General features: G+C 48.6%; 11 protein-coding genes. 7 read left to right on the top strand and 4 right to left on the bottom strand.

Features of this window, described 5'->3' with window-relative positions; genetic code table 11:
• The first annotated feature begins 18 nt into the window (after positions 1 to 18).
• The gene (locus tag AC3EMD_RS13825; protein ID WP_181972987.1) at positions 19 to 2,475 is read left to right on the top strand and encodes an SGNH/GDSL hydrolase family protein; all 2,457 of its coding nucleotides are present in this window, start codon (positions 19 to 21) and stop codon (positions 2,473 to 2,475) included.
• Positions 2,476 to 2,883: 408 nt separating this feature from the next.
• On the opposite strand, the gene AC3EMD_RS13820 is transcribed toward AC3EMD_RS13825, so the two are convergent.
• Positions 2,884 to 4,119: a hypothetical protein gene (locus tag AC3EMD_RS13820; protein WP_224229947.1), complete on the bottom strand. Its 1,236-nt coding sequence runs from the start codon at positions 4,117 to 4,119 to the stop codon at positions 2,884 to 2,886.
• Positions 4,120 to 4,863 (bottom strand): hypothetical protein, encoded by a 744-nt coding sequence (locus AC3EMD_RS13815; protein WP_071030986.1) that lies wholly within the window; start codon positions 4,861 to 4,863, stop codon positions 4,120 to 4,122.
• A 91-nt stretch (positions 4,864 to 4,954) separates the two neighbouring features.
• Between AC3EMD_RS13815 and AC3EMD_RS13810 the strand changes: the two genes are divergently transcribed.
• The 5 genes from AC3EMD_RS13810 (at position 4,955) to AC3EMD_RS13790 (ending at position 8,730) form a co-directional block, all read left to right on the top strand.
• Complete coding sequence (locus AC3EMD_RS13810; protein WP_130950606.1) at positions 4,955 to 5,503, top strand: recombinase family protein; 549 nt, start codon at positions 4,955 to 4,957, stop codon at positions 5,501 to 5,503.
• A gap of 158 nt (positions 5,504 to 5,661) precedes the next feature.
• The gene (locus AC3EMD_RS13805) at positions 5,662 to 6,279 is read left to right on the top strand and encodes a hypothetical protein (RefSeq protein ID WP_023304798.1); all 618 of its coding nucleotides are present in this window, start codon (positions 5,662 to 5,664) and stop codon (positions 6,277 to 6,279) included.
• Complete coding sequence (locus tag AC3EMD_RS13800) at positions 6,272 to 6,751, top strand: NUDIX hydrolase (protein WP_008807730.1); 480 nt, start codon at positions 6,272 to 6,274, stop codon at positions 6,749 to 6,751. The genes AC3EMD_RS13805 and AC3EMD_RS13800 overlap by 8 nt, the downstream gene beginning before the upstream one ends.
• A gap of 292 nt (positions 6,752 to 7,043) precedes the next feature.
• The gene (locus AC3EMD_RS13795; RefSeq protein ID WP_004179627.1) at positions 7,044 to 7,463 is read left to right on the top strand and encodes a translesion error-prone DNA polymerase V autoproteolytic subunit; all 420 of its coding nucleotides are present in this window, start codon (positions 7,044 to 7,046) and stop codon (positions 7,461 to 7,463) included.
• A 1-nt stretch (position 7,464) separates the two neighbouring features.
• Positions 7,465 to 8,730, top strand: coding sequence for a Y-family DNA polymerase (locus AC3EMD_RS13790; protein WP_224229945.1), 1,266 nt, complete (start codon positions 7,465 to 7,467; stop codon positions 8,728 to 8,730).
• A 200-nt stretch (positions 8,731 to 8,930) separates the two neighbouring features.
• Here the strand turns inward: AC3EMD_RS13790 and AC3EMD_RS13785 are convergent, their stop codons facing one another.
• On the bottom strand, positions 8,931 to 10,694 hold the full coding sequence (locus AC3EMD_RS13785; RefSeq protein ID WP_224229944.1) for a sensor domain-containing phosphodiesterase: 1,764 nt from the start codon (positions 10,692 to 10,694) through the stop codon (positions 8,931 to 8,933).
• A 369-nt stretch (positions 10,695 to 11,063) separates the two neighbouring features.
• Positions 11,064 to 11,390 carry a gamma-glutamylcyclotransferase family protein gene (locus AC3EMD_RS13780; protein ID WP_039103826.1) on the bottom strand — a complete coding sequence of 109 codons (327 nt, stop codon included), beginning with the start codon at positions 11,388 to 11,390 and terminating at the stop codon, positions 11,064 to 11,066.
• 116 nt (positions 11,391 to 11,506) lie between these two features.
• On the opposite strand from AC3EMD_RS13780, the gene gcvA reads away from it, so the two are divergent.
• Entirely contained in the window at positions 11,507 to 12,409 is a 903-nt protein-coding gene (gene gcvA, locus AC3EMD_RS13775) for a transcriptional regulator GcvA (RefSeq protein WP_224229943.1), read from the top strand.
• Positions 12,410 to 12,534 lie beyond the last annotated feature (125 nt).

Here is a 12,534-nt window from a genome sequence, read left to right as displayed (position 1 = left end):
TCTTTTTGGAGCAAAAACATGGCCGAGTTTATTCCGCCACTGGGCACCGCCGACCCTCAGATTTTTATGGAAAATGTCCGGCGTCTCGATCAACTGATGCAGTCCTCGGAATTAACCTTTCCGGACCGTGCGGGTGAATTGCTGTATACCTGGCGCGGTATCCATCAAACTTTGATCCCGCTCAGCAAGCAATATATGACGCTGGCGGCGGCGCAGGCGGATATCGTGAATATTCCGGTGGGGAGCACCACGTATTACCGCAGCCCTGATGACAGCGCGCTCGCAGTTGAGGTTATCAATAACGCCGGGACGCTGCAGCCAACCGGCCGAAAAATGCCCTCCCAGCAGGCCGTGGACGCCATTATCAGGGCTGTTTTTGGCGGTCTTAATGTGTTGTTTGATCCGCTTTGCGAATTGCTTCTTCTTTATCCTTCCCTTGGCGGGAAAACACATATCCCCCTGGGTTCAATCACAGCAGCGGCGAACACAAATTCAAGAATGGGGTTCCCGGCTATAGTGGCGGGACCAGCAGCGGGAGGTGTGGCAGCGAGAACGGCATGGCTTGCTGATTGCGGTTTGAAGGCGGGGGATGTAATCAGTACGAGAGTTACTGCCTGGTATGCCAACGCAGGCGGGCGCGTGGCCTATGTTTTCAGGGATACGTCTGGTACACAGATTGGCACGCAGGGATTGCAATATGCCACTGCGACGGGCGTGAACAGTTTTACAAACACGCTGACTGTTCCTGCCGGGGCAGTCAGGTTAGATATTCGGGTGGAAAATACGGCTAACGCTGGACTGGTAGAGCTGGCTGTTGTGTTCGTGATTACTGCAAACGCTTCCGCTAACCTGGTTGTTCCTGGACGTCCTCTTTCTCCTTATCCCGTCCCTCTCAGCGCGGGAGCGGTCTCGACCGATGCGATACAGAAAAAGGCGGTGACAGTAGAAAAGGCCGCCTTTTTTGTTCCTGGCGTTAACCTCTTCGATAAGAGTGCGGTGACACCTGATTCATATGTTGATGCCTCAACGGGCACAATAAAAACAAATGTAACTTATGATGCCTCAGATTTTATCCCGGTTGTTGCAGGGAACGCCTATACGCAACACTATGCTCATCAAACTGCATATTACGATGCAAACAAAAACTATTTGTCAGGTGAGCAGGCATCTACATCTCCGGCAACACCCCGAACTTTAACAATACCGACAGGTGCCGCTTACATCAGAATGACCGTTGCCAAAACGGTTCTGAACACAATGCAGTTTGAAAAGGGAAGCGAGGCGACGGGTTACCAGCCCTATGCTGTTCAGCTTGATCCACTGCTGATACCTCAGACGAACACTGCAGTTATTTCTGACTATGTGGAAAGAGCGCATCAAATCCGTGTTGGTCGTATGAAGTTAAGCCAGCTGGAATCAGGAGCATCGACCATTCTAACCGTCGGTATCTTTGGTGACTCGTGGCCAACACAGCCAAACCGGTTTTCACAGCCATTAGCAAAGGCATTGAGAGCAAAGTATGGCGCTGGATCGGGGGTTGGATGGACGTCGTTTGGAAGACATGCAACCTCGGAGAGCATAATTAACGCCAATGTGTTTTCTCCGAGCAGTTCAGACGTATTGAAAACATTGTTCACATGGACGGGTAACTGGTTATTTAGCTACAGCGGCACTAAAAACCCAACTAACTCCAGTCCAGATACTGCCGTGGTTACGTCCTCTACGCCAGGGGATGCACTGAAGGCTACTGTGCCTGGTACGTCAGATGGTGGCTGGTCAACGTGCAGGCTTGGGTATGTGGGTACTGGTGACGGTGTTATTCGATATAACTGGGATGGAGGGGCATGGACGACACTCACCGTACAAGGTAGCGGGTTGCAGTTTGTTAATATTAACCCACCGGCTACAGTAAATGCGTCGAACGTGCTCAACATTGAGAACGTGTCCGGTACCGTTTCGCTCTGTGGACTAAATCCCCTGGCAACAGGAGCAGGCGTACGCGTTCATAAGCTTGGTGCATCCGGTTCAAGCCTTGCCAGCTGGCTATCAATGGATGCGAATGATTTTGCGAAGGCGCTGACGGAGCTGGCGCTCGACACAGTAATCATTCTGACAGGCACAAACGACCAGAGAATTACGGGAGGAGCGACGGCTTTCGAGAATAACCTCCGCTCGTTCATTGCACGCATTCGGGCGGCTTTGCCGGGTGCAGATATCCTGTTCGTTATGCCCTGCGAGAATGAGCGGACTGACAACCCGGTAACGATGGCATCAATGGCGGCCAGAGCCAGGACTGTAGCCTCAGACCTGAATTGCGCGTTTATAAACCTGCAATACATCTTCGGCGAAAATCCTGCAGATTATGCATATGGTGCCGTGCATTCCTGGTTTGCATCCGACGGCATCCATCCAGACCCGGCGACTGGTGGTTATCTGATTAAAGATGCCGTTTTTCGCGTCCTGGTAAACAGATAGAAAAATGTCCCCCGGAGGCACGCCGGGGGAAAGATGATAAATGACATTATTGCTGTGTGCGTCTTTGCGCACTGCGTATCTTCTAAGAAAATTCCCGGTGTTTCCAGATGTTTCTCGTCTTTAGAGTGCAACAAGGTGGCCGGGAGGCTCGTTAAATAACGTACGTGACAGGAGCCGCATATCGTCTATCTGATGTCAGGAACCGTTATATTCATCAGCTCCCACTGTTCTGAAGCCTGGCTGATAGCGGCCTCAGCCTCCATCATTTGCTCAGAAAACCGTTTTGTTCCTATGCCACATCCGGAACATTCCACATAATGCACATAAAAATAGGTGATTCCATCGGTTTCCGGCTTTGTCATCACCATTGGCTCACACTGACACAATCTGCATACTGTCATTTTTACCTCACAAAATATCCGGCAGTGCGTTGTTGACTGAGTGAATCGTTGCGATACCTTCCACGATGGCATCTGGCCCACGGCGAACGCCGACACCTTGACCGTTTTTAACGGTTACTTCTCCCGTCACTATCCCTGTGGCATAGTTCAGCCAGGCGCAACCAGCCTGGCTGGCGATAGTTCCTGCCGTATTCCCCAGCCTCATATTCCCGTCCATCACAACAGGCCCGTATTTTGTGTCGCCGTGAATATCACACTGCGCATTTTCAATAGCCACCATTCCGCCTGAGACATTAAAATTGAATGTCCCTCCGTTGATTACCATTTTCGTAAACTCATGGTTTGAAGCCCCCTGGGCAGACTGACCGGCCTGATCGCCGTTATAACTACCATTACAGCCATTCAGGATCATTTTTCCGGCACCGCCTACAGGCGCATGCTGCCCGAAGCCATCATTTGAAATCCGCCAGGCACGCACGTTATTACAGATGATCAACTCATTTCGCCCCGTACCACCAACACCGGCATTCGCACAGTACTCGATAACGGAGTCATTGACGGTCAGGAAGCCGGTGCCTGCCGGTTGCGTGGATAACCCGCAGGAAATGCCATTAATCATGCAATAGCGCGCGATACAGTCATTCACCGTAAGGAGTCCAAACCCGGTTGTTGCTACCCCAAAATTACGCCGGGATATTTCAATCGAGTGCAGAGCAGGGTCTGAATCATCCGGTAACCGGACATAAATAATGCCTCCTGCATATCCATACTCACCAGCCGCTGGCGTGGTCGGCGTGGAGGTGTTTTGTAGTAGTTTAAAAAGAAAATCATCCCTGTCACCGACCGTCTCCGTAATTGATGTAACGACCACCTGAAGCACAGAGGTATACCCCAGTGTTTTCTGGAAAATCTGACCGTTTTGAGTCCACCCGGATGTATGTTCTTCAGATCCAAAGGTGTACCACGGTTCGCCATCAACGCCGGATAAGGTCACATTCTCGGTGGTGTTAAATACAACCTCCTGTCGTAGCGGAGAATTTTCCGGGGCAATAATCTTTATTTCATAATCGGAAAGACCGAGGCATAACCCCTGCGCGAGACCGAGGCTGTTCACTGGATCATCGACTGACCCTTTTCCCGACGCTTTTCCTCTGACCGTATCCACATAAAGCGGATTAGGAGGATAATTTCTTAACACGCCTGGTGTTCGCCAGGCCGTCCGCCATGACTGGTAAACACTCATTTAAGCCACCTTTGTCAGTCTGACGGCGAGTAATGCGATGGCAGTGGGCAGGCTATCACTGGAAGACGCGCCATTTCGTCCGATGCGAAGGGTAGTATGCCGTGTAGGGTCAACGGTGAGATCAAGCGCTAATTGTGTTTCCACTGCAATAAACGGTGTGCCATTAACCGGAACGACCGCAGCATAACCTGCAGGCTCCTGATTGAAAGACTCACCGGCAGACCAGCTATGCCGCTCACCTGAAAGGCTCACATTGAAATTGTTGTTAGCAACGAGGTTTGTCCAGATCAGAGATATACGCATTTTTGACCAGTGAGACGGCAGGTCTATCATTTTGGTGATGGATGCGTTTACCCCATGAGTGAACTGCCAGCCCGCGAGGCGACTGGCTATCATGCCAAAACTGGCACTCCCTACAGCAAGGTCAAAGTCTTTCGCCGGAATAGTAATGTTTGCAATCGCGTTTGCAGGATCGGCCGTGATACCGTCGACTTCCACCTGTAGCTCAAGGAACTGTTGTTTAGTGGGTAACGTTGCAGCTGCTTCAACAGCCGTATCCCTGGCCTGAAAAACATCATCAGTGATGGCATCCACCTGTTTCTGATATCCCTTCATGGTGGGGAGCTCATCACCACCTCGGTTTTGCCATGTATCAGCTTCACTGTTCATGGCGCGATCAAGATCGCCAGCATTACGTAACAAGACCTCTGGTGTCGTCGAGCCGAGTGGAGGAGTCAGGGCCATGTTTTTTGCTCCAAAAAAGGCGTTCGCCCAAACGAGGGTTTGAGCGAAAGCGCGGAGCTTTTTACAATCAGCTATTTCAAGGAGTTAGATCGTGTTGATTGGCTATGCGAGGGTATCAACCGGGGATCAAAACCTCGATTTACAGAAAAACGCGCTGATCCGCGCAGAATGTGAGCTGGTTTTTGAGGATATGGCCAGCGGGAAAAATGCCCGGCGGCCAGGGCTAAAGCGCGCCTTACGGCGGCTGCGACCGGGTGATGTGCTGGTGGTCTGGAAACTGGACCGGCTGGGCCGCAGCGTGCGTGATCTGATTACGCTCGTGTCAGAGTTGCAGGCTCGCGGGGTAAATTTCCGCAGCCTGACCGACAGCATCGATACCAGTACGCCAGCAGGCCGCTTTTTCTTCCACGTCATGAGCGCCCTGGCGGAAATGGAGCGCGAGCTGATCGTCGAGCGTACCCGCGCCGGTTTAGCCGCAGCGAGGGAGCAGGGGAGAGTCGGCGGCCGCCGCCGGATAATGACTGAAGAAGTGGTGGAGCGGTGCCGCAGGATGCTGGATACGGGCGCTACCAGGCAGCAGGTAGCAGATGTCATCGGGGTAGAAGTGAAGACTATTTATAAATATTTTCCTGCCCAATAAAGCGCTCCACCGGCGAGTTGGTTGCGGTGTTTGACGGTGATTAACGGGCTTTCTTATACGGAATATGCTTAAGACACTCATCTTTTAATGTGACATTAAGCGGTGGTGGTATAGAATTATCTAAACTGGACATAACATGTTAATAAATAGGGGGTTTGATGTCAGTCTCTAAAGATTTCCTGCTTTCGGTATATGAGCGGTGCAATGAACATTTGAAAGAACAATCGACCAAGCGTGATCAGGCAATAGCTTTTTATTTGGTTGTTATATCGTTTTATTTCGGCTCATACTCAGCAATTAGCAAGTTACTGGTAAGTCCGTACTCCCCTATTTTTTTTAATGTGGTTATATGTCTGATTAGTGGTATGACAATCAGAACGTTGTCTGGTTTACGTTCATGGCATATGCAATATGCTAACTCGGCGTTAGCGCTTAATAAAGTGATATCGAAAAACATCTTTGAATTAGATGCTCTTAATTTAGAGATTAAGTCTTTCTTCGATAAGAAAGAAAAGGAATATCATGAAATGTCGCTTGCTAAAATGTTCTCTGGTATTGAAAATCGAGTCATTCTTGGGATGACTCTTATTTCCGGGTTTCCGGTTGTGATGTTAGTTAAAGAGGTTATGTCTTTACTCAAAGTAAGTAATAAAGAAATCATAGTGTTAGTTGAGTGCGCGTTTTACCTGGCATATGTTGTATATTATTTCTACAATACTATAATGATAATTCGCGAGTCAGCAAATCATAAAACTTGGATTGTAAATTTTGAATAAGATTATTGTTGAAAATCAATACGTGACGGTGTTTTTTAATGAATCCGGGCACTTGCGTATAAGCCAAAAACATGGCGGTGTTGTTGTTATTCCTGAATGTAATGGAAAGTACGCATTAATCCAACACTCAAGAAATGGTGTTGTGCTTATTGAGTTTCCAAGAGGGTTTATTGAAAATGGCGAATCTCATATAGATGGCGCCGAACGCGAACTTAGAGAAGAATTGAATCTCGTTTCGGTCAATAGCTATTTGTTAGGTGAATTGGTTACTGATTCAGGATTGATTGCTGACAATGTTCGGGCTGTTATTTGTGAAGTGAAAGATACATCTCAATTATCATTGCAATCAAGCGAGGGTGTTATAGGTTGTGATTATTATACTTATGATGAAGTTATTGAGCTTGTGAAAAATGGGAAGGTTAAAGATAATTTCACCCTGGCCTCATTAATGCTATTACAGGCTAACAGGTAATGTTTCATAGGAAACCCTATTCCCGTTTAATTTGTTGAACGTTTCAGCAAACCGTATACAAAAACTCGGCAAGAGCTGTTTACTATGGAGTCAGTGTTATAGGTATAGGTGCATAATGCTGGATTTGCACTGCTCGCAAAACCGTCAAACAGTTCAGTATAGAAAGCGCTCGTTACTCATTACATCAATGTTTTACGTCAATGGCGTAAATTGATAGCCAGAGCCTATATTGATATGTCGCTCTGTTAAAACTACTGTATATAAAAACAGTATTAATGTGAGCGAGACTATTATGCAGTTCTACACGCCCGTTGAGTTACGTCAGATCATGCTGCTCCCGTTGTACAGCGACCTTGTGCAATGTGGTTTTCCAAGTCCTGCGCAGGATTACGTTGAGCAACGTATCGATCTGAACGAGTTGCTCGTTAACCACCCCAGTGCGACGTATTTTGTCAAAGCCGCGGGCGACAGCATGAAAGACGCCGGCATAGGGGAGGGTGATCTTCTGGTCGTGGATAGCTCAAGGACCGCAGTTCATGGTGATATCGTTATTGCTGCTGTGGATGGGGAATTCACCGTTAAGAAGCTGCAGCTGCATCCAAGGGTTCAGCTTAACCCAATGAACCCTGCATATTCGCCAATAGTCGTCGGTAGTGAGGACACTCTCGACGTGTTCGGGGTGGTTACGTACATCATTAAATCAGCTGGCTAAGATGTTTGCGCTTTGTGATGTGAATTCATTTTATGCATCGTGCGAGACCGTATTTCGTCCTGACCTTAAAGGGCGTCCGGTGGTCGTTCTGTCAAACAACGACGGCTGTGTGATCGCCCGCTCGCCAGAGGCGAAGCCCTTCGTCAAAATGGGTGAACCTTATTTCAAGCAAAAGGACATGTTTCGCCGGCACGGTATTATCGCGTTTAGCAGCAACTATGAGCTCTATGCCGATATGTCCAACCGAGTGATGACAACGCTGGAGGAACTCTCTCCACGCTGCGAAATTTACAGTATTGATGAGGCATTTTGCGATCTGACTGGTGTTCGTAACTGTCGCGACCTTACCGACTTTGGCAGGGAAATGCGCGAGACGGTTCTGCGCAGGACGCACCTCACGGTCGGTGTCGGCATAGCCCAGACTAAAACCCTGGCAAAGCTGGCCAATCACGCGGCGAAACAGTGGCAGCGGCAGACCGGAGGAGTGGTGGATCTGTCTAATCTGGAAAGGCAGAGGAAGTTGATGGCTTTGCTTCCGGTGGATGAGGTCTGGGGCGTCGGGCGGCGCATCAGTAAAAAACTGGAGGAAATGGGCATTAAAACAGTGCTTCAACTGGCGGATACCGATATCCGTTTTATCCGGAAGCATTTTAATGTTGTTCTGGAGCGAACCGTGCGGGAGCTGCGCGGAGAGCCATGTCTCGGTCTTGAGGAGTTCGCGCCGGTAAAGCAGGAGATTGTCTGTAGTCGCAGCTTTGGGCAGCGGATTTCCACCTACGAAGAGATGCGCCAGGCGATATGCAGCTACGCCTCACGAGCAGCGGAGAAACTCCGTGGTGAACACCAGTATTGCCGATTTATCTCCGCATTTGTCAAAACGAGTCCTTTCGCGCTGAACGAGCCGTATTACGGGAACAGTGCATCAGTAAAGCTTCTTACACCGACCCAGGATAGCCGGGACATCATCTCCGCGGCGACAAAATGTCTCGATGCAATCTGGCGAGACGGGCATCGTTACCAGAAAGCAGGAGTAATGCTGGGAGATTTCTACAGCCAGGGCGTAGCGCAGCTCAACCTGTTTGATGACAACGCTCCCCGGAAGGGGAGTGAGAAACTGATGGAAGTTATCGATCATCTCAACGCGAAAGACGGAAGGGGAACTCTGTATTTTGCAGGGCAGGGGATCCAGACGGCCTGGCAGATGAAGCGAGAAATGCTATCACCACGCTATACTACGAGGTTCTGTGACCTGCTCAAAGTTAGATGATTCGGCCATTAACGGTAGTGGTTATGCTGCTACTACAGTCCGCTTAGAGCGAGAAGCGGAAGTGAGAATTTGTCATGATTACCCGGATGCAGGACTAACATCGGCCTCTGATAATCAATGGAGAGTAGGTCAGGGTGACCAGTTCCCTTCTTACTTATATATTACGGACAGGCGAGCATACGTATTTACTTAATGCTCGTTCACGTTAAGGCTTCATCTCTGCCGTGATACCAGGATTCAAAAGCATCAGGGGTCATCGGTTTGGCAAAAAAATAGCCCTGAACTTCATCGCAGCCAAGCCTTCTTAAAATATCAACGGTCCTGGCATCCTCGACTCCTTCGGCCAGAACGATATAGTCGAGCTGCTTGAGGAGTGTGATAACGTTGCGAACAATGATGCGGCTGGCATTGTCGCCAGCAACCTTACTCACAATAGAGCGGTCAAGCTTGATGATGTCCATCGGGATTTGTCGCAGGTAATTAATGTTGCTGTATCCGGAACCAAAATCATCCAGAGATATTTTAAATCCGCGTTGTTTGAGCATGTCCAGGCCGATAAGTGCAGCGGGGCTTTCGAGCATCTTCTCGGTTTCCAGACACTCCACCCCCAGCAGAGCGGGATCCAGACGCGCGTCCAGCATTTTCTGTTCCAGCTCATCGCAGAAATCTGGTCTTGAAAAATCACTGGCAGCCAGATTAATCGACACAGGTAAAGAAAGTCCACGGCTTTGCCAGGCACTCAGTTGCACAATAGTGTGATCGATAACCCATGCTGTGAGTTCACGCATCAGGCTGGTCTTTTCGACCAGAGGAATAAACACACCCGGCAACACTTCGCCGTTTTTAGGATGTTGCCATCTAAGCAAAGCTTCGGCTCCCGTCACACGCCCTGTCACCAGTGAGATTTTCGGCTGATAAACCAGATATAAGCCCTGGTTTTCTTGTAGCGCTTGTCTAACTTCAGTAAGAAGGCTGAAATCAGTCTTCTTACGGCTATCCAGTGCGTCATCATAAACTGTAAACCGGCGTCCCTGACTTATCCCTTCATGCAATGCGCTGACTGCACGGCGCAGTATTTCATTCGATGTCAGAGATTTATCGCAAAGCCCGGAGTCACCCATGTGAATATCCAGATCAAGGGGAACTTCAGGGGTAAACCTGGCCTGGATCCCCTGAAGGCTTTGAGAGATATCTTCTAATGTCCGAGTTTTTTCCTTGTGGGTAAAAAAGGCAAACCGTCCAACTGCCACGGCGTAGAGCTGCCCTTCTAAAGGTAGGCGGATCTGCAGCTCTGCGACCATATTACGAAGTAGATTTTCTACGGCAGTCATACCGAGTGAGCGAGCCATTTCGTAGGCTAATGGCATATCAATACAATCAATAATGACCAGCCTGAATGCGCCTTCAGTTGAAACCTCTATATCCTTCAGCAGTCGCTGCCGGTTTGGTAATAGCGTTACTATATCGAGGTAGCCGACGGAGTGCCACGAGGTCAGAAAATCCGATATAAGTCCTGCAATCTTTTCAAAAAGATCGAGCTGCTCGTCTGAAAGTTCCCTAGGCTGAGTATCGAGAATACACAAGGTACCTATGGGTACTCCATCCTGGGTTTTAAGTGGGCAACCTGCATAAAAGCGAATGAATGGAGCCTCTTTCACCGCGTGATAGTCACGAAAGGTAGGGTGCTGATGAGTGTCATGACAAATGAATGTCTTACTCTGTTCCTGAGTCTGTACGCAAAATGCCTCGCTCAGGCTGATTTCCGTGACGGCAACATTTTGGGCAGATTTGATGTATTGCTTTTCTTCATCGAGAACAGAAACAAAGCCCATCGGCATGTTCAGCAATTGGCATATTAGATGAGTATATTTTTTTAACGCATCATCCCGGCCCTTGTCAGGATTTTTCAACAAGTCGATTGCCGTAAGTCTTTTACTGTCATCTCTGCTGAGATCGGTCGACATGGCAAGACATCCTCCGGCGCAATAGGCTTCTGGTTATTCCACACTCAAAGGTAGCATGCATCATTCTTCCAATGGCATATGGTAATACATACGCTGTGACTTGCATAAACTCTCACATTAAAATTTTTCCAGTTGATTGTCTTCCGGAAATGTCGCCCCCGGGCTGCCCGGTAATCCATTTGCTGGTTGTGTTTGTGTCAGTAATGTCCGCTCCTGTCACAGTGCGGACAAGCTAACTAAGCCAAAGGTTCGCCATGACCGAAAAGCTGCATTGCTAACAGTATTCTGTTTGAATCAATGGGGGAGCAGAGCATCGCGTAATATAGATGCATTAGCCATCGTGTAGTAGCTCGCAGCAAGTATCATAGTTTATGCTTTGAGCATGTAGATGCATGATTTTACGGTCTGTCCGGAAGATGTAGTTACTTCTACTGGTACCCGTTCATACTCAAAACCTTCGAACTCATCGAGTATGTGCCAGTGAAGATGCAAATTTTCTGACGTGAAAATAAAACCCTGTACACGATTACCGGAATCATCCAATACGATCCCCGGATATCCCATCTCTGCACCCCAACCTTTATCTAATAACGAACCACCAACGTGGCCTTCCTGCCATGTCCCCCCAATCTTTTCAAGTATATGAGCGTTAGGTCGGCCAGGGCCCAGCGTCCCGTAAACAAACAAGCTTTCCATCATTCCTCCGATTATCGTAAAGCCAATGTGAATGTTCTGTGTGCTAATTTTGATTTTCGGACTCAGGCCTGACAAATCATTTGTTCTCACAATACGCGTGATTTAAAATCACACGTATGATATTTGATCGCCTCCCCCCATTGCAGACTCTGCGTGCTTTTGAAGCCACAGCCCGTCTCTCTAGTATGACACTGGCTGCAACAGAGCTGCACGTAACGCATGGCGCGATAAGCCGGCAAATCCGGAAGCTTGAAGAGCATCTGGAGTTAAAACTATTTTTCAGGCTGACCCGACAGATAATATTGACTCAGGAAGGTGCTGAATATCATCGCATTGTTACCCGCCTTCTGAGTGAGTTAATGATGGAGTCTGAGCGTCTGCGCGGAAGGAATCCTGCAAAAAGTTTACGTGTCAGTACAACGGTTTCATTTGCCAGTAAGTGGCTGGCACCGCGTCTGAGCCGGTTCAGGCAGAGATATCCTGAATTTGATATTCAGCTAGATGTTACTGATAGTAATGTGGATCTAAATGATGGTCAGGTAGATGCAGCCATTCGTTACGGTCTTGGCCATTACCGCGACGTTTCGTATGAGCGTATCTTCGATGAAACTGTAACCCCCGTCTGTAGCCCGGGTTTTCTTAAAGAACATAATGGTCTGACAGAAATTAAGGAACTTTCAAACTGCGTTCTTCTTCATGAATACAGAATGCTGGCGAACTGGGAGGCATGGTTTGAAATGGTCGGATACTCAAATTTCCGCTGCCAGCAGGGGCCCTTATGGACTCTTGGCAGCATGGCAACTGAGGCTGCTATACGTGGCGAAGGTGTTGCTCTGGGACGCAGTGTTCTGATTGCAGATGATGTAGCTGCTGGAAGGCTTGTTGTTCCGTTTCCGCAATACAAACTTAAGGCTGAGCGGGGATACGATTTAGTTTATCGCTTAGATAATCAGGATTCATTTAAAATACGAATTCTGAGACGGTGGCTCTCTGAAGAAATGAGTTTGCTGGAAGATTGAATGGCCATCTGAAAATAGTTCATTCATTGCACGGAGCGGACTAACTCACAGAGTGGAGGTCCGCTATGAGCGAGGAGCGGACCTAATCGTAATCGGTAATCACCCCTAATATAATCATCGTGGTT

This window comes from Klebsiella sp. PK18 (assembly GCF_057784655.1).
The sequence above is the reverse complement of the archived record's forward strand: the minus strand, read 5'-3'. Positions and strand labels throughout refer to the sequence as shown.